The organism is Streptomyces sp. NPDC091377, assembly GCF_044757045.1.
Lineage (GTDB): Bacteria > Actinomycetota > Actinomycetes > Streptomycetales > Streptomycetaceae > Streptomyces.
The window spans coordinates 446889-472036 of record NZ_JBIVUE010000006.1; the positions used below are offsets into that span (position 1 = coordinate 446889).

Below are 25148 nucleotides of genomic sequence, written 5' to 3' on the forward strand. Positions count from 1 at the left end.
CCGGGTGCAGGGCATGCCTGCCCGGCATCGCCGTGTCCCTCATGTTTGGCCTGAGCGGCTGACGTTCTACGACAGCCCCCGGCATCGCGCCGGGGGCGGTGCGGTCCGTGCTGCTGATGCGGTGGCAGAGCATCCCCAGGTGATCATCTACCCCACAACGCGAATATTCGCGATGTGCCATGGACCGGGCACCCGGGCCCGTCCTACCGTCCTCATGGCGGCAGGGAACGGCCCTGCGTCCGAGGAGGGAAACGATGGCGCGTGCGGAACTGACCCGCCTGACCGGTACTTAAAGAGCAGGAAAATGTGGCCCGCTTTCTGCGCGGTGCGGAAAAGCCCATCGACCACAATGCCCGCTGGCATGAACGGGTGCGCGGCTATGTCGCATCCGGCAAGCTCATCGGCCGTGTCCGCGTCGTGCGGCAGCCGCTCACTGACTACCAGCGGTATCAATTCGCCTGGGGCATCCCTGGAAACATTGCGGCAGGGGAGGACATCCGGATCCTGGACGTGACGCGGGACGACTTCGGGTTGCCGCTCTCGGGCCGTGACTGGTGGATGTTCGACGACTCCCGCATCGCACACCTGAACTTCCGCCCGGACGGGACACAGATCAATCGCGAATCGCGCGAAGGTGACACGGGGCCTTATCTGGAGTGGAAGCGGGTCGCCCTGGCGCACGCAGTACCTTTCGAGGAGTACGTGAAGGGTCTTGACGCTCGACTCCGACCAGCTGGGCCAGTCGAAAGCTGATCTGGCAGAAACACTTCGCAGTATGCGCAAGCGAGCCGGGCGTACCCAGGTCTGGCTCGCTCAGCGCTGCACCATGTCTCAGACCAAGCTGAGCAACATCGAGACCGGACGGGTCACGCCCGGCCTTGTCGATGTCGAGTTGATCCTCAGAGCCCTCGCTGCGCCTCCGGAACTCCTGGCGGAAGTCACGGCCCTCGCGCGCCTTGCCCATACCGAGTGGCAAGGCAAGCGAGCATCGTGGCGAAGAGGACTGGAGAAGCGACAAGCCGAACTGGCGGGCCTCGAAGGGGAAGCCACGGCACTTCGCTACTTCTTGCCCGCGATGGTGACGGGTCTCCTGGCGACGCCTGAATACATCAGGGCCGGCCTCGGCCACTCCCCGGTGGACACGACCAAGACGGTCGCAAGAAAGCTGGAGCGACAGACAGTCCTCTATGACGAAACGAAGCGCTTCACCTTCCTGCTGACAGAACAAGCTGTCAGATGGGCCGTCGTCCTGCCTGCGGCGATGGCCGTCCAGATGGATCGGCTCGCCTCGATCTCCCGGCTGCCCCACGTGCGTATCGGAATCATCCCCACGGGGACAGTTGTCAGCCGTGGACCGATGAACACTTTCACCGTGTATGACCAACGGCTGGCAACAGTCGAGACATTCACCGGACGTATCGTTTTCCAAGATGCCAGGGATATTGCGGAACACCTTGAAGTGTTCCGCATGTATGAGCGTCACGCATTGTTCGGTGAAGAAGCCAGAGAACTGCTCGGAGAATGGGCCGCAGGCTGCCGTGCTTGATCGTCTACCCGACAACGCCAATAAATGGAGGAACCTGCCGTATTTCGAGGGATCATCGAATCTCATGGAAGCGCCACAACAGGGAGGAACGGACATGCGCGATGTACGCGCGTTACTCACCTCTGCCGCGTTCGGGGGCGTCGTCGCCACCGTTGTCGACAACAACCCCGGCATGAGGGCGGACACCGCCGAGCGGATCGTGGGGGAAGCGCTCAAGTTCACGGACGCGGCAGCGCGGTTCCCCACCGTAAGGATCACGCCCTCCCACGTGGTGGACGAGGGGTGGCACGCGTTGATCCTGCATACACACCTCTACGGGAAGCTGTGCGGACGTCTGGGGCGGTTCGTGCACCACTGGCCCGAACGTCCCGACGCCGAGCGGCACGACGAGCACGCGCTCACGCGTACGGTGGCCGTCATCGAGCAGGCCGGGCACACCGTGGACAGTGAGCTGTGGACGGCACCGGCCAGGGCCTTGGTGCCGGTGGCGGCCACCTGCTCCCACACCCCCAAGCCTGGCGGGTGCGGACCGATCAACCCGGGCAAGTGCGCATCCCACTGCTCGGACGCACATGGTGGCTAGGCCGACCGCGAGCAGACGGAGGGTGGAAGCGTGGACGCCGAGCAGGCCCGGCAGGTTGACGCCGTACTACGACAGTTGGGAATCCCCGGCGTGGTGGCACCGGTGGACCAGGAGAACCCGGCGGGGCAATGGCGCGTGTACGACACGGCCGACCCCACCACACGCCGGGAGATGACCGCCGACGCCCTGGCGTCCGTGGCCGCTGAGTTCCCCGGGGAGAAACCTGGTCCGGGGCCGACGCGAGGATTCGTGATCCCGCCCGAGGGCGAGTGACCATCTGCGACGCCCACCCGGACCTGAACGCCCCTGCCACGAACGGCAGGGGCGTTTCTTCGGTCCGTCCGAGCGGTTCAGCGCGCGGTGTCGGCCCAGGATTCCGGAACTGGGCGCGGCCGGGATCGAACCCGCGCGGTTCGGCCTGAGCGCCTGACCTTTCGGCCTCTGTCCGACCGGCTCCGGCCCCCCACGGGATCGGGGCCTGTCGGTTCTCCGACCGACCACAGGGAACGGGAACGGGAACGGCGCGTGCATCATCACGGCTATGTGCGGACCGGTCCGAAAGAGCGCTTCGACAACGAGGCGTTGCGAAGACCGCCGCATCCCGACCCTCCGCCGGCTCCGGTGTCGGGTCGGGATGTGCAGGCGGAGCGGCTGCTCAAGCGCTACCGGGATGTGGTGGCGGAGTTCCCCGCGGTCGACCTCCCGCCGCTCGAAACCGCGTACTGGCTCATCAAGCCCCGTCCCCTGGTCCGGGGGACCTGGTGGGAGGCCGAGGGGGCGGCGGCCTGGCTCGGTGAGCGGCTGGCCGAGTACGCGCCTCGATGCGCGTCGCAGACCGATGAGGACCTCGCGCGTGTGGCGCGCCTGGTCGACGCCTTCGCCGAGCGGCTGCACTCGGGCGCCGACGTGTCCTACGGCTTCTACCTCGAACGCCCCTCGTACCTGTCCCTGGCCGTGGTGACGTGCTCCCCGAACCGCTCACGTCCCGAACTGCCCTGCGCCATCGCGTAGTCCCGTACGCGGACGGCCCCCGGCGCGATGCCGGGGGCCGTCGTGTTCCCGCGGGTCAAGCGCCCGCGCCTGCTACGGCAGGTTCCTCGCCATCACGATCCGCTGGACCTGGTTCGTCCCCTCGTAGATCTGGGTGATCTTGGCGTCGCGCATCATCCGCTCCACCGGATAGTCGCGGGTGTAGCCGTATCCGCCGAGGAGCTGGACCGCGTCCGTGGTGACCTCCATGGCCACGTCGGAGGCGAAGCACTTCGCCGCCGCGCCCTGGAAGGTGAGGTCCGCGTCGCCGCGCTCGGACTTGGCCGCGGCGGCGTAGGTGAGCTGGCGGGCGGCCTCGATCTTCATGGCCATGTCGGCGAGCATGAACTGGATGCCCTGGAAGTCCGCGATCGGCCTGCCGAACTGCTTGCGCTCCTTGACATAGCCCTTGGCGTAGTCGAGCGCGCCCTGGGCGATGCCGAGGGCCTGGGCGGCGATGGTGATGCGGGTGTGGTCGAGGGTCTTCATCGCGGTGGCGAAGCCGGTCCCCTCGGCGCCGATCATGCGGTCCGCGGGGATGCGGACGTTGTCGAGGTACACCTCTCGGGTCGGGGAGCCCTTGATGCCGAGCTTCTTCTCGGGGGCGCCGAAGGAGACGCCCTCGTCGGACTTCTCCACCACGAACGCCGAGATCCCCTTGGAGCGCTTCTCGGGGTCGGTCACGGCCATCACCGTGTAGTACTCGGAGACGCCCGCGTTGGTGATCCAGCGCTTGACGCCGTTGAGGACATAGTGGTCGCCGTCGCGGACCGCCTTCGTCTTCATACCGGCCGCGTCGGAGCCTGCGTCCGGCTCGGACAGGCAGTACGAGAACATCGCGTCGCCCTTGGCGAGCGGCCCCAGGTACTTCTTCCTCAGCTCCGCCGAACCCGAGAGGATCACCGGCAGCGAGCCCAGCTTGTTGACCGCCGGGATGAGGGAGGAGGACGCGCAGACCCGGGCCACCTCCTCGATCACGATGACGGTGGCCAGCGCGTCGGCACCCGCCCCGCCGTACTCCTCGGGCACATGCACCGCGTGCAGGTCGTTGGCGACCAGCGCGTCCAGCGCCTCCTGCGGGAAGCGGGCCTCCTCGTCCACCGCGGCGGCGTACGGCGCGATCTTCGCCTCGGCCAGCGCGCGTACGGCGTCACGGAGCATGTCGTGCTCCTCGGACGGGCGGTACAGGTCGAAATCAGCCGATCCGGCCAAGGTCTCTCACGCTCCAACGACGGGGTGAAACTGAGGCTAATTACCGTTAAGTAACTCCAATTTTAGGGGGCACCGCGCCGGATGGGTACGTGACCTGGGCGACAGGGGGAAAGTTCCCGGTGAGGGGCCGCGCACAGCCGCACACTATGCTCGGGCACCGCATGTGACGACGCACTCCCTGGAGCATCCCATGGCCCTGAAGATCACCGTGATCGGCACCGGCTACCTCGGCGCCACCCACGCCGCGGCCATGGCGGAACTCGGCTTCGACGTCCTCGGTCTCGACGTCGTCCCCGAAAAGATCGAGATGCTGCGGCGCGGCGAGGTCCCGATGTACGAGCCGGGCCTGGAGGACCTGCTGCGCAAGCATGTCGCCGGGATCGAGGGCTCCACCGGACGGCTCGGTTTCACCACCGACTACGCCGAGGCCGCCGCGTTCGGCGACATCCACTTCGTCTGTGTGAACACCCCGCAGAAGCAGGGCGAGTACGCCTGCGACATGAGCTACGTCGACGCCGCCTTCGCCGCGCTCGCCCCGCATCTGACCGGCCCGGCGCTGGTCGTCGGCAAGTCCACCGTGCCCGTCGGCTCCGCCGCCCGCCTCGCCGCCTACCTCGCCGCGCACGCCCCCGCCGGGGCCGACGCCGAACTGGCCTGGAACCCGGAGTTCCTGCGCGAGGGCTTCGCCGTCCAGGACACCCTCCACCCCGACCGGATCGTCGTCGGCGTACGCGGTGAGCGCGCCGAGAAGCTGCTGCGCGAGGTCTACGCCACACCGCTCGCCGACGGCGCCCCCTTCGTCGTCACCGACTTCCCGACCGCCGAACTGGTCAAGACCGCCGCGAACTCCTTCCTCGCCACCAAGATCTCCTTCATCAACGCCATGGCGGAGGTGTGCGAGGCCGCCGACGGCGACGTCCTCAAGCTGGCGGAGGCGATCGGGTACGACGACCGCATCGGCGCCAAGTTCCTGCGCGCCGGGGTCGGCTTCGGCGGCGGCTGTCTGCCCAAGGACATCCGGGCGTTCATGGCGCGCGCCGGTGAGCTGGGCGCCGACCAGGCGCTGACCTTCCTGCGCGAGATCGACTCCATCAACATGCGGCGGCGCGGCCAGATGGTCGAGATGGCCCGCGAGGCCGTCGGCGGCTCCTTCCTCGGCAAGCGGGTCGCGGTGCTCGGCGCCGCGTTCAAGCCGGACTCCGACGACGTACGCGACTCCCCGGCCCTGAACGTCGCCGGGCAGATCCACCTCCAGGGCGCCCAGGTCACGGTCTACGACCCCAAGGGCATGACCAACGCCCGTCGGCTGTTCCCGACGCTCGGGTACGCCGACTCCGCGACGGAGGCGGTGCGCGGCGCCCACGCGGTGCTGCATCTGACGGAGTGGCGCGAGTTCCGCGAGCTGGACCCGGCGGTGCTCGGCGAGGCGGCCACGACCCGCCTCGTCCTCGACGGACGCAACGCCCTCGACCCGGAGCGGTGGCGGCGCGCGGGCTGGACGTACCGCGCGATGGGCCGCCCGACGGCCTGAACCGGCCTCCGTCACCCGGGGTCGAGGGGTCCTGGGCCCGTCCCGTGCATCACCCCGGGGTCGCGGGGTCCTAGGTGCCCTTGGACCGGGGTCCTAGGCGTCCTAGGCGTCCTAGGTGTCTTTGGATGCCCGGTAGCGCCGCATCTTGACCCGCGCCCCGCACACCTGCATCGAGCACCAGCGGCCCCGCCCGGCCGGGCTGCGGTCGTAGTACGCCCAGTGGCAGTCGGGCAGCTCGCACGCCTTGAGCCGCTGCCAGGTGCCCGCGCCGACGGCCTCGGCGACCGCGTCGGCGACCCGGGAGAGCAGGGGTCCGCTGTCCACCGGCACGAGCCGCGCCGAGCCGTCGCGCCCGTCCACGACCACATGGAGCGGGGCGCGGGCGAGCAGCGTGCCGAGCGGGGTGACGCGCGCGTGCGGCGGGTGCCCGCCGTGCGCGAGACAGACGGCGCGCAGAGACTCCCGCAGCTCGATCGCCCCGGGGACCTCGGCCTCGGTGAGGCCGAAGGCCGCCCGCCCCTCGGCCGTACGCAGATCGTCCCGGTCGGAGTCGAGGTGGCGGGTGTTCACCAGCGCCTCGACCAGGGCCAGACCGCCGGGCGCGGGCCGTCTCTCGCTCATGCTCTCTCGCTCATACTTGCGACGTTACCGGATATGGGGAATCATGCGGTAACGGAAGTTACCTGCTGATCCCTTCTAGGGGTAACGCGGGGATGAGGTACCGAAAGAAGGAGTGGTCATGGCTGTCGCCGAGCTGGGAGCCGTCGTCCTGGACTGTCCCGACCCGCGCGCGCTCGCCGGGTTCTACGCCGAGGTGCTCGGCGGGACGGTCGAGGGGGACGGCGAGTGGGTGGAACTGCACCTGCCGGGCGGCCGGACGCTGGCCTTCCAGGCCGCGCCCGGTCATGTGCCCCCGCGGTGGCCGGCGGGCGAGCAGTCGCAGCAGTTCCATCTCGACCTGACCGTCCCGGACATGGACGTCGCCGAGAAGCAGATCCTGGCCCTGGGCGCCGCGCCCCTGGACATCGAGGACCGCACCCGCAACTGGCGGGTCTACACCGACCCGGCGGGCCACCCGTTCTGCCTGTGCCGCGCGACGACCTGACCGGCGGGGCCCGGCCGGTGTGAGGGGGCGCTTCAGCTGCGTCGCGACCTGCCGCCGCCCTGGGAGGATTCGTACCCGTGGCGCGCGGGCCGACCGGACTGGTCGGAACCGCTGCTGGAGCTCTCCCGCCGACGAGACGTCCCGTTCGTCGTACCGCTGGTCAGCCGAGCGATCTCGGCTCGGTTCCTCCGTTCCATCGCCTGGAGCTGACGCGAGTACTCGGCCATGCCCTGGTTGTTCTGCGTGGGCCGCCGCGAAGCCGCGGCCTGGGCCGCCTGCGCCTGCGCGATCTGCTCCCGCCGGGTCAGGGCCGCTGACACCGAGTCCTGGAACTGCATTCCGCGTTCCACATAGTTGGTAAGGGCCTGACTATGGTTGGCGAATGCCTGTTCGTAACGCGGATACAGGCGCTCGGCGGTCGCCGACGCCTGCGCGTATGACGCTTGCTGCGCGGCGTCGAGCCCCCCGGCCTCGGCGGCATACGCTTCCCATTGATCCCGCGCGTCGGACGCGGCGAAATACGGACCGCGCTGCTCGCTGAGCCGAGTATCGGTGGTCGCGAGAACCTGGGCCGCATTCTGCGCCGCCCGCAGTTCGTCCCGCATTTCACGGGGTATCCCGTCGCGGAAGACGGCACGGGCGCCGCGCTCGGTGTTCTCGTTCGTCAGCGCGGTCAGTTCATGGAGGCTGTTCAGTTGATCCGGGGCATAGAGGTCTGTGTTCCGCAGGTTTCCGGTCGCGTCGTATGCGATGTCACGGGGCATTCTCGCTGACTCTCCTTTGCGTTGATTCGACGCAGATCATGGACTGATCGGGGGCGGGCCGGGCCGGGGTCGGGCCGGGGCCGGGGCCGGGCGGGGCGCGAAAAGCTGTCGGACGCTGTCGGACGGCCTCAGTGATGTCCGGAACGGCCGTGGCTGTTCCGCGAGGAGCCCTGATCGTTCCGTGAGGAGCGGCGCTCTCCGTTCCGCGAGGATCGGTGGGGCGGCCGGTCGTCGCGGTCGCGCCGGGAGCCGCGCTGCGACTGCGACGACGTACCCGTTCCCTGGGGCGCGGAGGACTGGGCCGCCGCCTGCGCCTGCGTCATACCCGCTGCCGCGTACTGCCGTGCCGTGTTCTGCGCCATGTACGAGGTCAGCTCGGGAGGCGGCTGCTGTGCGACGGGGGGCAGCCGGGTCTGCGCCGACCGCGCGCTCCAGTTCCGTTCGGCTTCGCGCACCCGCTCCCGCGCGCTCTCCACGCTGTGGTGATACCACTCGCCGGCGGTGAGGTAGTTCTCGACGGCCTGATTGTAGGTCTGGACCCTGGAGTTGTAATCCGGGACGATCAGCCCGCTCTGCATGTCCTGCTGCATCTGCGCGAAGTCCGCACCGGCCTGCTGAAGGGACTGCGTTGCGTCCCGATAGTCGTCCTCGCGGTCATAGAATTCCGGACCGAGTGCGTCGAGGAGTTCGGCCGGCCAGCGTTCGTTCCTGAGGTCGGCCATATGCCGTTCGACGCGGTCGTAGCGTTCTTCCTGGTACTGGGGTGCGATGAACGGCTCGGCATCACTGGAACTGCCGGAATCACTACGGGGGCGAGGCATTCCGCTGGTTCTCCTTTTCCTGACGGGGCCGCCAGGTCCGGGTGGCCCTTGTACGGAGAACAACGGCCCGGTGCGGGAGAGCGGTTCAACTTGCCGTAGATGCGGCGGTATTGACGCGAAGTCGACGAGAGGGATCGGCGTTCGTCAGTTGCCCGACACCGTGACCTTCTCGTCGTTCTTGAGCTGGTTCACCAGTTCCTTCACCTTCGTGGCGTCCCACTGGAGGTTGCCGTTCGCCGAATTTCCTGCCAGCGGCATGTTCATGGAGGTGCCGTCACCGCCGCTGACGCTCTTCATCGCCCAGAACATGCCCGCCAGGTCGAACAGACCCATCTCCTTGTCCACGATCAGGGAGTCGAGACCGGCCCCCATCGTCGGGTACAGCTTGAACGGGTTCAGGACCGTGCCCGGCGTGGCCACCTGACCGGCCAGGGCGGACAGGAACTTCTGCTGGTTCTTGGTGCGGTCCAGGTCGGAGCCGGCCAGCGCGTACCGGGTGCGGACGAACGCGAGCGCCTCCTCGCCGTTCAGGGTCTGCTTGCCCTTCTCGAAGTTCGCGCCCGACTTGGTGTCCTTGATGGCCCGAGGGATGTCCATCTCGACCCCGCCGACCGCGTCCACGATGTTCGCGAAGCCGGCGAAGCCGATCTCCACGTAGTGGTCGATGCGTAGCCCGGTGTTGAACTCGACCGTGCGGACCAGGAGTTCGGGGCCGTCCTCGGCGTAGGCGGCGTTCAGCTTCACCTGCCGGCCGGTGCCCTCGTAGCGCTTGCCGGAGTCGGAGCCCACGAAGGAGGGGATCTCCACGTTCGAGTCACGAGGGAGGGAGACCAGGGTGGAGCCGTTGTCGCCGGTGTGCAGGATCATCATGGAGTCCGTGCGCTTGCCCTCGGCGGAGCCCGTGTGCAGGTCCTTCTTCTGCTCGGCGGTCATGCCCTCACGGCTGTCGGAGCCGACGATCAGGTAATTGGTGCCCTCGCCGCCCTCCGGCCGGTCGATGACCTTGGAGAGGTCCACCTCGCGGTTGAGCTTGGAGTCGGCCCAGAAATACGTGCCCACGGAGGTGATGACCAGCACGGTGACCAGGGTGATGCCGGTCAGCTTGGTCCGCCGCCGCCAGTCCGGCGCGGGCCGGGGCCCGTCCTGCCGTCCGCCGCCGCCGTGGCCCGTGCCCCGTCCGTCGCCGCCGCCCGCCCCGCCGTACACCTGGCCGGTGTTGTACCCGCTGTCGTAGCCGCCCTGTCCGTCGACGTACGACGGCTGCTGCGGCACCGCCTGCTGCGGGGGCGCGGGCGGATAGCCGCCCGCCCCGGCCCCGGTCGGCCCGCGCCGCACCTGGCGCATCACACGCGCGCTCTCCGGCTGCGCGCTCGCGCCGCCGTGGCCGTGACCGCGGCGGCTGCCTCGGCCGTTTCCGGCGCGGTTGTCGTCGGACCATCCCTGGGGCCAGTCATTCATGGGCCTAAGTGTGCCGTGCGGCGCCGTGCCCATTACAAGGTCCGACGGAAAATCAGAGCACGGCTGTTGCGAAGCCGACACAAATTCGCCGGTTCGTCCCGCGGCATAGGGTGGAGGGCATGACAGATCATCCCGGCGTCAGCGACCCGGCGAACCCGGCGAACTCGGCGAACCCGGCGGGCTCGGAGGCCCTGGCGAGCCCGGAGGCCCTGGCGAGCCCGGGGAACCCGGACGCCCAGGTCGGCGCGGACGCCCCCGGTATCCCCGGCAAGCCCACGGCCGCCTCGCGGACCACCCTGAGCCGCATCATGTCCCACAACGACACCAACCTGCTGGGCACCGTGCACGGCGGTGTGATCATGAAACTCGTGGACGACGCCGCCGGCGCGGTCGCCGGGCGGCACAGCGGCGGGCCCGCCGTCACCGCCTCCATGGACGAGATGGCGTTCCTGGAGCCGGTCAGGGTCGGCGACCTCGTGCATGTGAAAGCGCAGGTCAACTGGACCGGCCGGACCTCCATGGAGGTCGGCGTCCGGGTCATGGCCGAGCGCTGGAACGAGTCCACCCCGGCGACCCAGGTCGGCTCCGCGTACCTGGTCTTCGCGGCGGTCGACGCGGACGGGAAGCCCCGGCGGGTACCTCCGGTGGTTCCCGAGACCGAGCGGGACCGGCGTCGCTGGCAGGAGGCCCAGATCCGGCGGACCCACCGGCTCGCCCGGCGCCGGGCGATCATGGAACTGCGGGAGCGGGGGGCGGGGTGAGGGTCGCGTAGCGGCCGGGGTGTGTGGGGCGGCCGGGGGGCGTGGGGTGGGTGCGGGGTGGTTGTGGCTGGTTGTGCAGTTCCCCGCGTCTGTTCCTCGCGGGTGGGGGTGGGGTGGGGGTTGTGTGGCGGGTGCGGGTTGGGTGTGGCTGGGCGCGCAGTTCCCCGCGCCCCTTTGGGGGGTTGTCGTTGCGTGGGTTATGGGGAGCCGGTGGTGTGGCGGGTGGGCTGTTCCCCGCGCCCCTTTGGGGGGTTGTCGTTGCGTGGGTTATGGGGAGCCGGTGGTGTGGCGGGTGGGCTGTTCCCCGCGCCCCTTTGGGGGTGCCGTTGCGTGGGTTATGAGCAGCCGGTCTCGTCGCCGCGGACCACCTTCTCGTCGGGGGTCTCGTTCTGTGCGGGGTGTTCGGCCCGGACCTTCTGCACGGCCTTGAAATCGGAGCCCACCGTCACCTTCAGGACCGCGCCCTGGTCCTTCACAGGGCGCAGTTCGCTGCCGGGGAGGGCCGCGGCGAGGGACTTGGCGGAGCGGTCCCAGCGGGGGTCGTAGGACACGACCGTACGGCCGGCGCCGGGGCGCTCGGCGTTGGTGGGCTGCTTCGTCGTACGGAAGCCCTGCGCGGCCAGCGCCGTGTCGACGCGGCGGCCCAGCCCCGAGGTGTCGGTGCCGTTCTCCACCTGGACCCGGATCTGGTCCGGCGCGACCGGCACCCGGACGGCGGGCGGAGCCTTCGGCTCGGCGGTGGGCTTCCCGGTCCGCCCGGACAGCGGCTTGTCGTCGCGCAGGGCCCTGAAGAGCGCCTCGGACCCCTCCGGGTCCCACTTCAGCGTCGACCCGATGCCCTTCACGGCGTACCCCATCCGCCCGATCGGCACGGTCGTGAACTCGGACGACGAGGGCGAGAAGTTGCGCATCGCCCGCCCCAGGTCGAGCAACTCGTCCGTGCCGAAACCCCGGTCCGCCCGCACCGAACCCAGCACCGCCCGCGTCACGTCCCGGAACTTCATCGGGTTCAGCAGCACCCCGGAGGAAGTGGCCCGTGCCACCAGCGCCGCCATGAACCGCTGCTGGCGCTGCATCCGGCCCAGGTCGGAGGCGCCGCCGACATGACGGGCCCGGACGTACTGCAACGCCTGCCCGCCGGTCATCTCGTGCCGGCCGGCCGGCAGATCCAGACCGGTGTACCGGTCCTTCATCGGCTCCGCGATACAGATCTCCACGCCGCCGAGGACGTCCACCGTCTTCATGAAACTGGTGAAGTCGACCTCCAGATAGTGGTCGATCTTCACCTTGGTCATCCGCTCGACCGTCCGCACGGTCAGCTGCGGTCCGCCCTCCGCGTACGCCGCGTTCAGCTTGACCGGGTGGGCGTGATGCCGCTCACCCGTCGTGCGGTCGGTGTGCGCGGGCAGTTCCGCGTACGAGTCGCGCGGCAGGCTCACCACACTCGCCCGCTCCCGGTCCTCCGAGATGTGCACGATCATGATCGTGTCGGTGCAGTGGCAGGGCGCCCCGCCCAGCTTGTACGCCCGCCGCTCGGCCTCGGTGATCTTGTCCCGGCCGTCGGTGCCGACCAGCAGCACGTTCATGCCGTGCCCGGCGCGCGGCCGGTTCTTCATGTCCTTGAACGCGTCCACGCGTGCGATGTCCGAGTCCAGGCCGGTCATCACCGCGTGCCCGATCCCGGCGGACGCCAGCACCACCACCGAGAGCGTGGTCACCGCCCGCATGGCCCAGCGCGGCCTGCGTGGGGGCCGTACGGGCGTACGACCCGGGCGCGGGGCGGGGCGCGGGCGGCGCTGCGGACCGGCGGGGGACGTGCGGGACATGGGGGGACACCTCCGGCGGAGCCTGGGCGGTGGCCGGCCCGTCGGGATCCCGGGCCCGGCCCTGCGCGGGACCCCTGGGACGCGGGTGGCCTGCGCCGTGCTGGGTGCGCCGTTCGGGCGGGGTCCGTGAGCACCGTAGGCCCATACGATCTGCGGTCTGGTGCAGCGACCCGGTGGCGCGCAAGGGTGTCCCCCGTTCGCGGTAACGTGAGACCCGATGAACGCCAACTCCGGGATGCCGCTCCCCGCCGTTTCCGTGATCATGCCCGTCCTCGACGAGGAACGGCATCTGCGCGGTGCCGTCCACGCGATCCTCGCGCAGGAGTACGCCGGTGAGATGGAGGTCGTGATCGCCCTCGGTCCGTCGACGGACCGCACGGACGAGATCGCCGCCGCGCTCGTGGCCGAGGACCCGCGCGTGCACACCGTGCCCAATCCGACGGGGCGTACGCCCGCCGCGCTCAACGCGGCGATCAAGGCGTCACGTCACCCGATCGTGGTAAGGGTCGACGGGCACGGCATCCTGTCGCCGAACTACATCGCGACCGCGGTACGGCTCCTGGAGGAGACCGGCGCGCAGAACGTCGGCGGGATCATGCACGCCGAGGGCGAGAACGACTGGGAGCACGCGGTAGCCGCCGCGATGACCTCGAAGATCGGGGTCGGCAACGCCGCGTTCCACACCGGCGGGGCCGCCGGGTCCGCCGAGACCGTGTACCTCGGGGTGTTCCGCCGCGCGGCCCTGGAGCAGCAGGGCGGCTACAACGAGGAGTTCATCCGGGCCCAGGACTGGGAGCTGAACTTCCGGATCCGGGAGGCCGGCGGCCTGATCTGGTTCTCGCCGGAGCTGAAGGTGTCGTACCGGCCGCGGCCGAGCGTGCGGGCGCTGGCCAAGCAGTACAAGGACTACGGCCGTTGGCGGCACGTCGTCGCCCGCTACCACTCCGGCTCGATCAACCTGCGTTACCTCGCCCCGCCGACGGCCGTGTGCGCCATCGCCGCGGGTGTCGTGGTGGGCGTGGCGCTCACCCCGTGGGCGCTGGTGGTGCCGGGCGGCTACCTCGCCGCGATCGTCGCCGGGTCCGTGCCCGCGGGCAAGGGGCTGCCCCTCAAGGCCCGCCTCCAGATCCCGGTGGCCCTCGCCACCATGCACATGTCCTGGGGATGGGGCTTCCTGACCAGCCCGAAGTCCCTGGCCAGGAAGGTCATCGCCTCCCGCCGCCCGTCGGTGCCGGGCCCCGCGGAGCGGGCGACGGAGCGCGCGGCGGAGTGACCGCTTAAGTGGCCCCTGTGGCCACAGCGACCGCTTCGGCGGGGCGTGGTCAGGCCGTGGCCCCCGCCTCCGCGGCTGCCCTGAGCATCGACTCCTTGCGCTCCTTGAGCGTGTTGAGCTGCTCCTGGTTCTGTTCGACGGCGCGTTCCTGGTAGGCGACCTCGACGGCGTACCAGACGCCCACCACGTTGTGGCGCTGCTTGCACTCCACGTCGGCGACGGCGACCCGGATCTCCCGGTCGGAGGCCGTCTCGGCGTTCTCGGCGTTCTTGAAGGAACGGTCCTCGACCGGGTCCATCGGGCCCTTGTAGGAAAAGCCCTGCTCCTTCATGCAGGACGACCAGTCGGCGAAGACCCGTTTGACCCGGGAGTCCTTCTGGGCCTCCTGGAAGGTGTAGATCGCGAGCTGGGAGGCGAACTCCTCCTGGTCGGGGTCGACCTTCGGCCCGTCGGCGGCGAGATCGCGTATCGCCTTGCCCCAGCAGCCGCCCTTGGGCACGGGCTTGCCGTCGGCGGTCGTGCCCTCGGCCTGCCCGCCCTCCTCCTGCGAGGAATCCTGCCCGCCCTCCTCCTGCGAGGAATCCTGGCCGCCCTCCTCCTGCGAGGGGTCCTGTCCGTCCTGTGGGCCGAAGAGCACCAGGGACTCGGCCGGCGAGAAGTCGTCCCCGGGCGGCTTGGGGCCACGCGCGGCCGGATCGATGCGGTAACCGAAGCGGGACGCGGTGTCGGGGTCGGTGACGCCGTACCGGTTGGCGTCGCGCAGCGCCTTGTCACCCCGGTAGCGGGGCCGGGGGGCGAGATCGAAGCCGAAGTCGCGCATACAGGCGGCGGCGAGCAGATCCTCGCCCTGGCGCCGGGTGCGTTCCTCGTCGTCGGTCCACTCGTACGCCTCCAGCGGCAGCTCCAGCGCGCGGGCGGCGCTCATGCTGGGGGTGGCGGAGACCTGGGGCGGGTTCTTGAAGTCGACCGGCGGGGCGTCGTCCCCGGCCCGGGACCGGTCGGCCGGTCCCGGGTCCGAGGACGAGCAGCCGCTCAGCAGGAGAGCGGCGGAACAGCCCAGCACCAGTCCGAGACGGATGGTGCGCACGACGATGCCTGCCTAGTAGGGCTCGTAGCTGGACGCGTTGTTGTTCTGCAGCCAGCCCGGTGTGTCGCGGCGGACACCGTCACAGGTGTGGTTGTGGCGCTGACCCTTGAAGTCGGAGTTGAAGAAAATCGCGTAGTTGTAGCGGGTGCCCCAGCACTTCGCGGAGGACGAGTTGTTGCCGACGGTCTGCCCCTTGCCGGGACCGGTCGCCAGGAACGTGTCGTTGTGGTGGGTGGGCTCCTCGTCGAAGTAGTCCATGAAGGACGACGACGCGTACGACGTGGAGTGGTAGTACATACACAGCTCCTCGGCCACGCACTTTCCGTCCTTGTAATCATTGAACGAATAGGCGTTGGCGGGTGTGGCGGTCACCGCCAGCGTGCCCGCGGCGAGGACGAGTCCGGCCAGTTTCGTGGCCATACGCATGGTCTTACCCCCTGTTGACTGCCCCGGGGCGCGAACGCCCCGAGTGTTCCGAATGCGGACCGCCGGTGATCTTGGCATGAGCACATACCTGTGAGGCAAGTGTGAGGGAGCCGTTCCGCCATCGATTGGCCGAATAACGATCTTGGTGGCCGAAAAGCTGTCACCGCCTCAAATACCCTGCGAAAAAAGCCGCTTGACAGGAAAACCTGGCGGGTGTTCCGCTCTAGGGCGGACGTGGGGGAGCCGGTCGCGCGCTGCCCCGGGTCTTCACCAACAAGGGGGAAACATGGTGAAGCCGGAGTCGCGCTCCGGGCTGTCTCGGCGCAAGCGCGCGGTCGCCGTACTGGCGACCGGTGCCGTGGTGCTCTCCGGGGCCGCGCTGTGGACCTCGACCTTCGTCAAATCGCCCGCCCAGGCCGCCGCCGAGGCCGGGCCGCCCGCTCCGGATGTGCTCACCGCGCCCGTCGAGAAGCGGGTGCTCTCCGACACCGTCGTCACCCGCGGTGTGGTCGCCGCCTCCCAGACCGTCGACATCGCCCCGGCCGGCGCCGCCGTCGAGGGCGCCGGAGCCGCCGTCGTCACCAAGGTGATGGTCCGCTCCGGGCAGACCTTCCCCTCCGGCCGGGTCCTGGTCGAGGTCTCCGGCCGCCCCGTGATCGCGCTGCCCGGCACGCTCCCCGTCTACCGCGACCTCAAGCCCGGCACCCACGGCGACGACGTGCGCCAGCTCCAGAAGGCCCTGCGCTCCCTCGGCCACCCCACGGGCACCGACCCGGACGGCACCTACGGCCCCGGCACCAAGGACGCGGTCGCCGCGCTGTACGCCGCCATCGGCTACGAACCCGTCCGCGCGGGCGGTGCCGAGAACACCGGCGACGACCCGGTCACCGCCGCCGAGGACCGGGTGAAGACGGCCCAGCGGCAGCTCGACGGACTGCTCAAGGCCGACGCCGACAAGCGCGACGCCGACGAGATCCGCTACGCCCGCGAGGACCTGGCCGAGGCCAGGACCCGGCTCACCGAGGCCGAGGCGGTCTCCGGCCCGATGCTCCCCGCCTCCGAAGTGGTCTTCCTCTCCGGCTTCCCGGCCCGCGTCGACACCATGAACGCCGAGGTCGGCGGAGAGGCGGGCGAGAAACTCGCCACCGTCTCCGCGGGCCGCCTGGTGATCAAGGGCTCCCTCGGCGCCCAGGAGAAGGACCTCGTCCGCCCCGGCCAGCAGGTCTCCATCCTCTCCGAGGTCACCGGCGACGAGGTCACCGGCACGGTCGCCTCCGTCGCCGACACCCCCACCGCCCCCGAGGACGAGGGCGACGACCCGGCCGCCGCGTCCACCGCCGGACAGGGCTACGCCGTCGAGATCAAACCCGGCAAGCCGCTGCCGGCCCGGCTCGCCGGCCAGGACGTACGGCTGACCGTCGAGGCCGCCACCACCGGCGGCAAGGTGCTCGTCGTCCCCGTCTCCGCGATCTCCGCGGGCGCGGACTCCCGGATCACCGTCACCGTCCTCGCCCCCGGCGGCGACCGCCGCCGCGTCGAGGTCCGCCCCGGCACCTCCGGCGACGGCTACACCGAGGTCACCCCGGTCGAGGGCGCCCGCCTGGCCGCGGGCGACAAGGTGGTCGTGGGCGTCTCCGCAACGGCCTCCGGGAGCGGGGCCGAGGGGGACACCCGATGACGGCGGGGCCACCCCCGGTCATGGAGTTCCGCGGGGTCGCGCTCACCTACCCGGGCCCGCCGCCCGTCACCGCGCTCAAGCCGTGCGAACTGACCGTGGGGCGCGGCGAGTACGTCACCGTCGTCGGGCCGTCCGGCTCCGGGAAGTCGACGTTCCTGAACATCGCCGGGCTGCTCGACGCGCCCACCGAGGGACGGTATCTGCTCGACGGCATCGACACCGGCGCACTGCGCGACGCCGACCGCACCGGGCTGCGCGGACGGCGGATCGGGTTCGTGTTCCAGAGCTTCCATCTGCTGCCGCACCGCTCCGCCCTGGAGAATGTGACCCTGGCGATGGTCTACAACGCCGGACCCCGGCGCGAACGGACCGCGCGGGCGCGCGAGGCGCTGGAGCGGGTCGGGCTCGGACACCGGATCGACGCCCTGCCCACCCGCCTCTCCGGAGGCGAACGGCAGCGCGTCGCCATCGCCCGCGCCCTGGTCGCCCGCCCCTCCCTGCTGCTGTGCGACGAACCGACCGGCAACCTCGACACCACCACCGCCGCGTCGATCCTCCGCCTGCTCGACCAACTCCACGACGACGGCATGACCCTCGCGGTCATCACCCACGACCCCGAGGTCGCCGCCCGCGGCCAACGCACGATCACCATCCGCGACGGCGTACTCAGCGAACGGCCCGACACCGGCGACGGGGTACTCGGCGAGCGGGCCGGGGCCGGGGCCGGGTCCGGCACGGTCCGTGGGGGAGGGGCGGGCGAGTGACGTTCTCCGTGGGCCGGGCGGTCAAGAGACTCGCCGGCTCGGTGCGCTTCCCCGCGCGGGGCCGGGCCCGTACGGAGCGCGGCGACCGCTCCCGGTTCAGCACCCGCGACCTGGTCTCCGAAGCCACCGCGGGTGTGCTGCAACGCCCCGCCCGCTCCGCGCTCACCGCGCTCGGCACCGTCCTCGGCGTCTCCACCTTCGTCGCCGTGCTCGGGCTCACCGCCACCACCTCCTCCCAGATCGACTCGCGCTTCAACGCGCTCACCGCGACCGAGGTCACCGTCGAGGACACCGGCGGCGACCAGCCCGACCTCCTGCCCAACGCCTTCCCGGCCGACGCCGACCGCCGGATCGGCGCGCTCAACGGGGTGCGCGCCGCGGGCGTGTACTGGCCGGTGCGGCTCGGCCCCGAGGACACGGTCGCGGCCGTACCGCCCGGCACCGGGGCGGCGGGCGAGCGCACCCAGGTCGTCGCGGCCTCCCCCGGCGTCCTCGACGCGGCCGGACCCGCCCTGGCGCAGGGCCGCACCTTCGACGCCTACCACGACGACCGCGGCGAGAACGTCGCCGTCATCGGCTCCGGCCTCGCCGCCCGGCTCGGCATCACCACCCTGGACACCGCGCCCGCCGTCTTCGTCGGCGACCACGCCTTCACCGTCATCGGCGTCGTGGCGGACGTCGAACGCAAAGCCGACCTGCTGCTCTCGGTCGTCGTCCCGCGCACCGCCGCCGAACGCATCTGGGGCGGCCCCGAGAGCGGCGAACGCGCCAGGATGCTGGTCTCGACCGAACTGGGCGCCGCCCGCCAGATCGCCTCCCAGGCCGCCCTCGCCCTCGACCCCGCCCACCCCGAGCACTTCAAGGTCGTCCCCCCGCCGGACCCGCGGAGCCTGCGCGGCACCGTCACCTCCGACCTCGACGAACTGTTCCTGCTGCTCGCCGGGATCTGCCTGGTCATCGGCGCGGTCGGCATCGCCAACACCACCCTCGTCGCCGTCCTGGAACGCACCGGCGAGATCGGCCTGCGGCGCGCGCTCGGCGCCCGGGGCCGCCACATCACCTTCCAGTTCCTCGCCGAGTCCGGCGCCCTGGGCGCGCTCGGCGGGCTGATCGGCACCAGCCTCGGCACCGTCACCGTCGTCGCCATGTCCGTCGTACGGGACTGGACCCCCGTCATCCACCCCACGACCGTCGTCGCCGCCCCGGCCATCGGACTGGCCACCGGGGTCATCGCCGGGCTGTACCCCGCGTGGCGGGCCAGCCGCATCCCACCCGCCGAGGCACTCCGCCGCTGACCCCGCCCTGACCCGAACCCGTCCGAAACCCCGGGGCCGGACCCGGTCGGCCCCGGGGCCGGACTTGGCTCAGGACCAGGTGAACGCCGGGTTCACCTTCATGCACGCCGTCTCGTCCGCGCCGTTGAGGGCGTTCGCCGACTCCGGCGTGGTGTTGTCGACCTTCGGCGCCCGGTACTTCGTACCCTCGCGCCAGTCCGCGCCCACGACGAGGGTGACCCCGGAGACGTCGGTGGACTTCTGCACCGAACCGGCCGGGACGCCGAGGGCCTCGGCGATCCGCAGGGCGTCTCCCGCCAGGTCGGCGCTGGGGTAGCGGATCACCGTCCGCTCCTCGGTGAGCGCGCTGCTGCGGTCCGCGAACGCCTCGGCGAACCCCCGGTCCACCAGCAGTCCGGCGATCGTGCCCGCCCGTCCGCTCGCCGGGCCGAGGGTGTCGGTACGGGTGCCGTTCTGCACCTGTACGGCGATCTTCGCGTCGTCGGCGGCCGGGTCGGTGGGCGCCTCGGACGGGGTCCCGTCCCGGTCGGCGGGCTCGTCCTTGCCGTCGAGGGCGATGTCCTCGCGGACCAGCCGGAACAACTGCTCGGCGTCCTCGGTCGGTTCGACGCGCGCGCCGACGTACCGGTTGGGCATGGTCGTCATGGTGATCCGCTCGGGCTCGACCCCGCGCAGTTCGTTGCTGAGGTCGTAGAGCTTCTTTACGGTGTCCAGGCCCTGGTCGACGGTGAGCGCTCTGGTGGCCTGCTCGACCAGCCGGCGCAGTTTGTTGGGGCTGCTCAGGGTGGCGTTGGCGCGTAGCTCACGGACCAGCGCGTTCATGTACATGTGCTGCGCCTTGGAGCGGGCGAGGTCGGAGCCGTCCTCGAAGCCGTAGCGGGTGCGCAGCCACTGGAGGGCCTGCTCGCCCCGGACCGGGTGGGTGCCCTTCTCCATGCGCAGCCCGGAGCCGTGGCCCTTGCTGTCCCGGGAGAGGATGTTGGCGTCCACACAGACCGGGACCCCGCCGACCGCGTCCGCGATGCTGACCACGCCCGCGAAGTCGACCATCATGAAGTGGTCGATCGGTATGCCGGTCAGCTTCTCCCAGGTCGCCACCGAGCAGCCGGGACCGCCGTGGCCGAGGCTCTGGTTGGTCATCACCCGGCCGTCGCTCGCCGGGTAGACCGTGCCGTCGTCGGGGTCGGTGCACTTCGGGATCCGCACCAGGGTGTCGCGGGGCATGCTGATCACCGACATGTTGGTGCGGTCGGCGGAGAGGTGCACCAGCATCTGGACGTCCGCGAGGGGCGTCGAGCCGAAGGTCTCCCTGGCGCCGCCCAGATCCTGGTTCTCCTCGGTGTCCCGGGCGTCGGAGCCGATCAGCAGGATGTTCAGCGGGGTCTGCCCGGCGGCGTTGGGCGTGGGCGCGGGGACCTTGCTGTCGGCGAGGTTGAGATGGTCCTTCTTCAGGTTGTCGTTGAGCCGCTCGTAGTAGAGGTATCCGGCGGCTGCCGCGGCGATCATCGCGACGGCGAGTCCGGCCGTGGCCCACTTCAGGAGCCGCCGCCCGCGCCGCCCCGCGCCTTTGCGAGGGGTCCCGTCCCCGCCCGGCGGCTCGTCGTCCTCGGCCGGTTCCGGCTCCGCCTCCGTGTCGCGGGCGCGGGTGAGCGTCCCCTCCTGCTGCTCACTTCGCTGCCTCATATGCCCGTCCTCCCCCACCCTGCGCGGTACGGGGATCAGCGACCTGTGACCAGGCCCCGTGACCAGGACCGACAGGTCTACACCAGAACAGAATGTGATCTTTTACGGGAGGTGACGGCCAGGCAACCCCTCACGGGGTGACCTGCGTCACCGCACCGGCGGGGAGGCGTCCTCGCTCCCGGTCGGCTACCAGCGGTAGGGCTCGTACACCTCCATGCACTGGTTCTTGTCCGAACCGTTGATGGCGTCCGCGTTGTCGGGGATGTCCCCGGCCTCCGGTTCCTTCTCCTCCGGATAGGCCGTGCCCTCGCGCCAGTCGGCGCCCACGACGAGCGTGATCCCGGAGACGTCGGTGCTGCGCTTCACCGAGGTCAGCGGGATGCCGAGCGACTTCGCGACCTGCTGGGCGTCGCCCTCCAGATCGGCGCTCGGGTACGAGACCACCGTCCGCTCCCGCGAGAGCGCGGCCGACGGATCGGCCACGGCCTGGGTGAAGCCCTCGCCGACGAGCTGCTGGGCGACAGCCCCGGCCCGGCCGGTGGCGGCGGCCTGGGTGTCGCTGCCGGTGCCGTTGCGGACCTGGACGGCGATCTCCGCGTCGGGGGCGGCGGGATCCTTGCTGACCTTGCCGTCCTCGTCCTTCTCGCCGCTCTTCTGCTTGTCCTTGCCGTTGGCGTCGAAGGGGACGTCGTCCCGGAGCATCCGCCAGACCTGCTCGGCGTTCTCGCCGTCCGGGACGACATGGTTCTCGTCCAGCGGGTCCTGCACATTCGGCATCGTCGTCATGGTGATGCGATTGGTCGGCACGGTCTTGAGCTGCATACCGAGGCCGTAGAGCTTCTTGACGGTGCCGATCTCCTCGGAGACGGTCAGTGACTTCGTGGCCGACTCGGCGAGATCCATCAGCCGGCCGGTGTCGCTGAAGATGCTCTGCTCCTTCAGCGTGCGGATCATCGAGTTCATGTACATGTGCTGGGCGCGGGCCCGCAGCAGATCGCTGCCCCAGGCGTGCCGGGTGCGCAGCCACTGGAGGGCCTGCTCGCCCTGGACCTTCCTCGTGCCCGCCTTCAACTTCAGCCCGGAGCCGCCGCGCATCCCGGGCAGCGGGCGGTCCCACACGTTCTGCTTCACACAGACCTCGACACCGCCGATGGCGTCCGCCATGCTCACCACGCCCGCGAAGTCGATCGTCATCCAGTGGTCGACATAGACCCCGGTGAGGTTCTCCCAGGTGGCGAGCGTGCAGCCGGCCCCGCCCCGGCCGAGGGACTCGTTGATGATGCCGTTGGTCGCCGGGTAGGTCTTCTTGGTCTCGGGATCCGTGCACTCGGGTATGTCGACGCGGGTGTCCCGGGGGATGGTGACCACGTTCGCGTTCTTGCGGTCCGCGGAGAGATGGACCAGCATCTGCACATCCCCGAGGGGCGGATTGTCGCGATTGTCGCTGCTGCCGCCGAGGGCGACGTTCTTGTCCGAGGCGCGGCTGTCCGACCCGATGAGCAGGATGTTCAGCGGGGTCTGCCCGGCGGCGTTGGGCTCGGTGCGCTGGGCCTTGGAGTCGCCGCTGCTGCGCTCGCCCTTCTCGATGTTGCTGTTCAGATGTTCGTAGTAGAGGTATCCGGCACCCGCGGTCCCGAGGATCACCAGGGCCACACCGGTCGCCGACCAGCGCAGCACCTTCCGCCCGGACGTCGCCCGCCGTCTGCCCCGCCGGCCCGCCGAGGACGGATCCTGGCGCGTCAGCGGCATGGTGTCGTCGACCGCGGGCGTCTTCTCCCGCGCACTGCTCCGGCTCAACTCCCCGTCCTTCCCCCGCGCTTCGCCCACCCTTCGGCCACCCTTCGCCCACCCTTCGGCCACCCTTCGACCACCCTTCGGCCAGGCCGCCGATTCCGGTCGGCTCTCTGTCAGACCACCGAGGGCGGGTCGTGGTTGGCCGGAGAAGAGCAAAATTCACATGACGAAGCGAAGAAGGGCCTTCATGTAGGTATGAAGAGTACGGAGGAGTGTCCCCCTGGGGCACGGCGGGTCGATGAGGTGCCTCACCGGTCCGCCGTGTCCTGTGTCCCAGGGCGCGATCAGCTCGCGCACTTCACCTCGTCCGCCGTGGACTTGTCCACGTCCGGCGCCTTGGCCGGGGCCTTGACGGGGGTGCCCGCCCCCTTGAAGTCCTCCCCGAGGACGAGCGTCATGGCCGGCTGACCCTGAGAGTTGGTGACACTCTCGCCGGGCTTCATCGCGGACCCGGGCAGGCCCATGATGTCGGCGAGGCGGCGGGCCTGGTCCGCCTGGTCGGGGGCGTACTCCAGGGTCGTCTTGGCCTGCTCCCCGTCGGCGTTGCCGCCGTTCTCGGACTTGAGGACGCCTTCCTCGTTCTGGAGCCAGGTGAGGGTGGTCTGTGCCGAGCCGCCCTCCGCGCCACCGTTGAAGATCTGCACCCGCACCTCCGACGGATCGGCCTTGGTGCCCTTCAGCCGCGCGGCGATCTCGGCCTTCTCCTTCTTCTCCGCCTTCTTCACCTCGGTGAAGGAGACGTCGTCGCGGATGGCGTCAAAGACCTCGGGCGCCTTGGTCTCGTCCACGACGACGGTCGACGGGACCTTCTCGGCCGGGTTGTCTATGACGGGGATCGTGGTGAAGGTGATGTTCTTCGTCGGGACCTTCTTCAGCTCCAGCCCCACGTCCTTGAGCGTGGGGACCTTGCCGATACCGGTGTCCACCGTGAGCGCGTCGGTGGCCGCCTCCGCCAGGCTCATCAGCTTGCTGGGGCTGGTGAGCGTGTCGCCGGAGGACATCTTGCGCATCAGCGACGCCAGGAACTGCTGCTGCACCTTGATCCGGTCCAGGTCGCCCTTGTTGCCCCAGCTCTTGCGGGTCCGTACGAACGCCAGCGCTTCCTCGCCCTCGACGGTGGACTTGCCGGCGGGCAGCTTCAGCTTGGAGTCCGGGTCGTCGACCGCCTGCTCGACACAGACCTCGACCCCGTCCACCGCGGTGGTCAGCGTCTTGATCGCGTTGAAGTCGGCCATCATGAAGTGGTCCGGCTTGATGCCGGTGGCCTGCTCGACCGTGCGCATGGTGCAGCCCGCGTCCCGGCCGCTCTCGCCGAGGCTCCGGTTGAACCGCACCCCGGTCAGCCCGGCCACGACCTCCTCGCTGCCGTCGGGCTGCTTGGTCGGACAGTCCGGGATGTCCACGATCAGGTCGCGCGGGATGCTGAGGGCGGTCGCGTTCGACCGGTCCTTGGCGACATGCAGCAGGATCGTGGTGTCCGCGTGGCCGAGGCTGCCCTTGTCGCCGTAGCCGTCGTTGCCCGCACCGGTCCGCTTGTCGGTGCCGAGGAGCAGGATGTTGAACGCCTCGTCCTTGGAGAAGCTGCCGGAGCCCGCGTCACCGACGTCCGTCGTGCTGACATTGCCTTCGAGGTGCTTCAGATACAGATAGCCGGAGACGCCGACCGCGAGCAGCACGAACGCCATCGAGCCGCCGGTCCACGCCAGAGCGCGCTTGGTCTTCGACTTCCGCTTCGCCGGCCGCCGCCCGCGCCGACCGGGCGCCGGCTCCTCCGGCCCGGTGCGGCGCCGTCGCGGTGGCGGCACCTCCCGGCCGGGAGCACCGCGGCCCGGCGCCTCCCGCGTGTCGCGTCCGGAGCCCTCACGGGTGAACCGGTCGTCGCGGTTGCCCCGGCCGTCACGGCCGTCACGGCCGTCACGGGGCGGTCGGCCGGAGCCCTCGCGGGTGCCTCGACCGGAACCCTCGCGGGTGCCCCGGCCCTCGCGGGACTCCTGCCCGGCGGACTCGCGGCTCCGCGCCTTGTTCTCCGGGCGGGCGGCTCTGCCGGTGCCGCGCTGTCCGGGAACCGGTGACTGCGGTGTGGAAGGGCCCAGTCGCAGTTCGTATTCACCGGTGTTCGGATTGAGCACCCACTGGTCTGCGGGGTCGACATTCTCCGCCCGCCCACGGCCTTGCGCGTCCACGGTTGTCCGAATCCTCCGTCGGGGCCACGCGGCGCCTTCACCCGCAAGGCGCTCGGGTCTCATACACACGGTGCGCGACGCCGCGACGAACGAGGGTCGGGTGCACCGAAGCGCTCACACTATCCGGCCAGTTCAACGTGCGACGACGTCGGTGACACATTCCACGCCCATACAACTGGGCAATCCCGCCCATTTCTTTGAACACCAGCACGGTCCCTTGGCATTTGCTTTGCCCAAGGTTCGCCTTCGTGGCCGTAGTTGACGGGCGGTACCGCCGGCGCGTAGGGGCTTGCCTTCGCACTCCCCTGCAAAAGAGCGCGACAAACCAG

Annotated in this window: 22 protein-coding genes and 1 pseudogene; 12 read left to right on the forward strand and 11 right to left on the reverse strand. The window is 70.3% G+C overall.

Annotated elements, in window-relative coordinates; genetic code table 11:
- Positions 1 to 291: 291 nt before the first annotated feature.
- From ACIQNG_RS16765 to ACIQNG_RS16785, 5 genes and pseudogenes are all read left to right on the forward strand, one after another.
- Positions 292 to 753, forward strand: a pseudogene (locus ACIQNG_RS16765) (DUF6879 family protein); the annotation flags it as partial.
- Positions 713 to 1546, forward strand: a complete 834-nt coding sequence (locus ACIQNG_RS16770; protein WP_401485621.1) for a helix-turn-helix domain-containing protein — start codon at positions 713 to 715, stop codon at positions 1544 to 1546. The pseudogene ACIQNG_RS16765 and the gene ACIQNG_RS16770, both read left to right, overlap by 41 nt.
- A 94-nt stretch (positions 1547 to 1640) precedes the next feature.
- The gene (locus ACIQNG_RS16775; RefSeq protein ID WP_401485623.1) at positions 1641 to 2129 is read left to right on the forward strand and encodes a glycine-rich domain-containing protein; all 489 of its coding nucleotides are present in this window, start codon (positions 1641 to 1643) and stop codon (positions 2127 to 2129) included.
- A 30-nt stretch (positions 2130 to 2159) separates the two neighbouring features.
- Positions 2160 to 2402, forward strand: a complete 243-nt coding sequence (locus ACIQNG_RS16780; protein WP_401485625.1) for a hypothetical protein — start codon at positions 2160 to 2162, stop codon at positions 2400 to 2402.
- Between the two features lie 252 nt (positions 2403 to 2654).
- Positions 2655 to 3140 carry a hypothetical protein gene (locus tag ACIQNG_RS16785; RefSeq protein WP_401485627.1) on the forward strand — a complete coding sequence of 162 codons (486 nt, stop codon included), beginning with the start codon at positions 2655 to 2657 and terminating at the stop codon, positions 3138 to 3140.
- A gap of 72 nt (positions 3141 to 3212) precedes the next feature.
- Here ACIQNG_RS16785 and ACIQNG_RS16790 read toward each other — a convergent pair whose 3' ends face one another.
- Positions 3213 to 4370 carry an acyl-CoA dehydrogenase gene (locus tag ACIQNG_RS16790; RefSeq protein ID WP_401439866.1) on the reverse strand — a complete coding sequence of 386 codons (1158 nt, stop codon included), beginning with the start codon at positions 4368 to 4370 and terminating at the stop codon, positions 3213 to 3215.
- A 190-nt stretch (positions 4371 to 4560) separates the two neighbouring features.
- Here ACIQNG_RS16790 and ACIQNG_RS16795 point away from each other — a divergent pair, with 190 nt between their 5' ends.
- Positions 4561 to 5901 (forward strand): UDP-glucose dehydrogenase family protein, encoded by a 1341-nt coding sequence (locus ACIQNG_RS16795; RefSeq protein ID WP_401485726.1) that lies wholly within the window; start codon positions 4561 to 4563, stop codon positions 5899 to 5901.
- A 111-nt stretch (positions 5902 to 6012) separates the two neighbouring features.
- On the opposite strand, the gene ACIQNG_RS16800 is transcribed toward ACIQNG_RS16795, so the two are convergent.
- The gene (locus ACIQNG_RS16800; RefSeq protein ID WP_401485629.1) at positions 6013 to 6522 is read right to left on the reverse strand and encodes a CGNR zinc finger domain-containing protein; all 510 of its coding nucleotides are present in this window, start codon (positions 6520 to 6522) and stop codon (positions 6013 to 6015) included.
- A gap of 118 nt (positions 6523 to 6640) precedes the next feature.
- Between ACIQNG_RS16800 and ACIQNG_RS16805 the strand changes: the two genes are divergently transcribed.
- Complete coding sequence (locus tag ACIQNG_RS16805; RefSeq protein ID WP_401485631.1) at positions 6641 to 7006, forward strand: VOC family protein; 366 nt, start codon at positions 6641 to 6643, stop codon at positions 7004 to 7006.
- A 32-nt stretch (positions 7007 to 7038) separates the two neighbouring features.
- Here ACIQNG_RS16805 and ACIQNG_RS16810 read toward each other — a convergent pair whose 3' ends face one another.
- The 3 genes from ACIQNG_RS16810 to ACIQNG_RS16820 form a co-directional block, all read right to left on the reverse strand.
- On the reverse strand, positions 7039 to 7770 hold the full coding sequence (locus ACIQNG_RS16810) for a hypothetical protein (protein WP_401485633.1): 732 nt from the start codon (positions 7768 to 7770) through the stop codon (positions 7039 to 7041).
- 128 nt (positions 7771 to 7898) lie between these two features.
- Entirely contained in the window at positions 7899 to 8591 is a 693-nt protein-coding gene (locus ACIQNG_RS16815) for a hypothetical protein (RefSeq protein WP_401485635.1), read from the reverse strand.
- Between the two features lie 144 nt (positions 8592 to 8735).
- Positions 8736 to 10049 carry an LCP family protein gene (locus tag ACIQNG_RS16820; RefSeq protein WP_401485637.1) on the reverse strand — a complete coding sequence of 438 codons (1314 nt, stop codon included), beginning with the start codon at positions 10047 to 10049 and terminating at the stop codon, positions 8736 to 8738.
- A gap of 119 nt (positions 10050 to 10168) precedes the next feature.
- Between ACIQNG_RS16820 and ACIQNG_RS16825 the strand changes: the two genes are divergently transcribed.
- A complete protein-coding gene (locus tag ACIQNG_RS16825) occupies positions 10169 to 10810 on the forward strand; it encodes an acyl-CoA thioesterase (protein WP_401485639.1) in 642 nt (213 codons plus the stop codon).
- Between the two features lie 335 nt (positions 10811 to 11145).
- Here the strand turns inward: ACIQNG_RS16825 and ACIQNG_RS16830 are convergent, their stop codons facing one another.
- Positions 11146 to 12636: an LCP family protein gene (locus ACIQNG_RS16830; RefSeq protein WP_401485641.1), complete on the reverse strand. Its 1491-nt coding sequence runs from the start codon at positions 12634 to 12636 to the stop codon at positions 11146 to 11148.
- A gap of 217 nt (positions 12637 to 12853) precedes the next feature.
- Here ACIQNG_RS16830 and ACIQNG_RS16835 point away from each other — a divergent pair, with 217 nt between their 5' ends.
- Positions 12854 to 13909, forward strand: a complete 1056-nt coding sequence (locus ACIQNG_RS16835) for a glycosyltransferase family 2 protein (protein WP_401439876.1) — start codon at positions 12854 to 12856, stop codon at positions 13907 to 13909.
- A gap of 49 nt (positions 13910 to 13958) precedes the next feature.
- On the opposite strand, the gene ACIQNG_RS16840 is transcribed toward ACIQNG_RS16835, so the two are convergent.
- Both ACIQNG_RS16840 and ACIQNG_RS16845 read right to left on the reverse strand, forming a co-directional pair.
- Positions 13959 to 14996, reverse strand: coding sequence for a hypothetical protein (locus tag ACIQNG_RS16840; RefSeq protein WP_401485643.1), 1038 nt, complete (start codon positions 14994 to 14996; stop codon positions 13959 to 13961).
- A gap of 12 nt (positions 14997 to 15008) precedes the next feature.
- Positions 15009 to 15416 (reverse strand): hypothetical protein, encoded by a 408-nt coding sequence (locus tag ACIQNG_RS16845; RefSeq protein WP_401439879.1) that lies wholly within the window; start codon positions 15414 to 15416, stop codon positions 15009 to 15011.
- Positions 15417 to 15708: 292 nt separating this feature from the next.
- Here ACIQNG_RS16845 and ACIQNG_RS16850 point away from each other — a divergent pair, with 292 nt between their 5' ends.
- The 3 genes from ACIQNG_RS16850 to ACIQNG_RS16860 are packed head-to-tail and all read left to right on the forward strand — an operon-like array spanning position 15709 to position 19159.
- Positions 15709 to 17100, forward strand: coding sequence for a peptidoglycan-binding protein (locus ACIQNG_RS16850; RefSeq protein WP_401439881.1), 1392 nt, complete (start codon positions 15709 to 15711; stop codon positions 17098 to 17100).
- Positions 17097 to 17864: an ABC transporter ATP-binding protein gene (locus ACIQNG_RS16855; RefSeq protein ID WP_401485646.1), complete on the forward strand. Its 768-nt coding sequence runs from the start codon at positions 17097 to 17099 to the stop codon at positions 17862 to 17864. Before ACIQNG_RS16850 ends, ACIQNG_RS16855 begins: the two co-directional genes overlap by 4 nt.
- Positions 17865 to 17905: 41 nt before the next feature.
- A complete protein-coding gene (locus ACIQNG_RS16860) occupies positions 17906 to 19159 on the forward strand; it encodes an ABC transporter permease (RefSeq protein ID WP_401485728.1) in 1254 nt (417 codons plus the stop codon).
- 69 nt (positions 19160 to 19228) lie between these two features.
- On the opposite strand, the gene ACIQNG_RS16865 is transcribed toward ACIQNG_RS16860, so the two are convergent.
- From ACIQNG_RS16865 to ACIQNG_RS16875, 3 genes are all read right to left on the reverse strand, one after another.
- Positions 19229 to 20842 carry an LCP family protein gene (locus tag ACIQNG_RS16865; RefSeq protein ID WP_401485648.1) on the reverse strand — a complete coding sequence of 538 codons (1614 nt, stop codon included), beginning with the start codon at positions 20840 to 20842 and terminating at the stop codon, positions 19229 to 19231.
- A gap of 186 nt (positions 20843 to 21028) precedes the next feature.
- Complete coding sequence (locus ACIQNG_RS16870; RefSeq protein WP_401485729.1) at positions 21029 to 22591, reverse strand: LCP family protein; 1563 nt, start codon at positions 22589 to 22591, stop codon at positions 21029 to 21031.
- A 329-nt stretch (positions 22592 to 22920) separates the two neighbouring features.
- Positions 22921 to 24819, reverse strand: coding sequence for an LCP family protein (locus ACIQNG_RS16875; RefSeq protein WP_401485650.1), 1899 nt, complete (start codon positions 24817 to 24819; stop codon positions 22921 to 22923).
- Positions 24820 to 25148 lie beyond the last annotated feature (329 nt).

Coding starts and splice junctions, on each gene's coding strand:
- ACIQNG_RS16820 (WP_401485637.1), bottom strand. CDS start 10,049: ATGAATGACTGGCCCCAGGGATGGTCCGACGACAACCGCGCCGGAAAC.
- ACIQNG_RS16795 (WP_401485726.1), top strand. CDS start 4,561: ATGGCCCTGAAGATCACCGTGATCGGCACCGGCTACCTCGGCGCCACC.
- ACIQNG_RS16850 (WP_401439881.1), top strand. CDS start 15,709: ATGGTGAAGCCGGAGTCGCGCTCCGGGCTGTCTCGGCGCAAGCGCGCG.
- ACIQNG_RS16810 (WP_401485633.1), bottom strand. CDS start 7,770: ATGCCCCGTGACATCGCATACGACGCGACCGGAAACCTGCGGAACACA.
- ACIQNG_RS16870 (WP_401485729.1), bottom strand. CDS start 22,591: ATGCCGCTGACGCGCCAGGATCCGTCCTCGGCGGGCCGGCGGGGCAGA.
- ACIQNG_RS16825 (WP_401485639.1), top strand. CDS start 10,169: ATGACAGATCATCCCGGCGTCAGCGACCCGGCGAACCCGGCGAACTCG.
- ACIQNG_RS16845 (WP_401439879.1), bottom strand. CDS start 15,416: ATGGCCACGAAACTGGCCGGACTCGTCCTCGCCGCGGGCACGCTGGCG.
- ACIQNG_RS16830 (WP_401485641.1), bottom strand. CDS start 12,636: ATGTCCCGCACGTCCCCCGCCGGTCCGCAGCGCCGCCCGCGCCCCGCC.
- ACIQNG_RS16775 (WP_401485623.1), top strand. CDS start 1,641: ATGCGCGATGTACGCGCGTTACTCACCTCTGCCGCGTTCGGGGGCGTC.
- ACIQNG_RS16805 (WP_401485631.1), top strand. CDS start 6,641: ATGGCTGTCGCCGAGCTGGGAGCCGTCGTCCTGGACTGTCCCGACCCG.
- ACIQNG_RS16865 (WP_401485648.1), bottom strand. CDS start 20,842: ATGAGGCAGCGAAGTGAGCAGCAGGAGGGGACGCTCACCCGCGCCCGC.
- ACIQNG_RS16835 (WP_401439876.1), top strand. CDS start 12,854: ATGAACGCCAACTCCGGGATGCCGCTCCCCGCCGTTTCCGTGATCATG.
- ACIQNG_RS16855 (WP_401485646.1), top strand. CDS start 17,097: ATGACGGCGGGGCCACCCCCGGTCATGGAGTTCCGCGGGGTCGCGCTC.
- ACIQNG_RS16800 (WP_401485629.1), bottom strand. CDS start 6,522: ATGAGCGAGAGACGGCCCGCGCCCGGCGGTCTGGCCCTGGTCGAGGCG.
- ACIQNG_RS16815 (WP_401485635.1), bottom strand. CDS start 8,591: ATGCCTCGCCCCCGTAGTGATTCCGGCAGTTCCAGTGATGCCGAGCCG.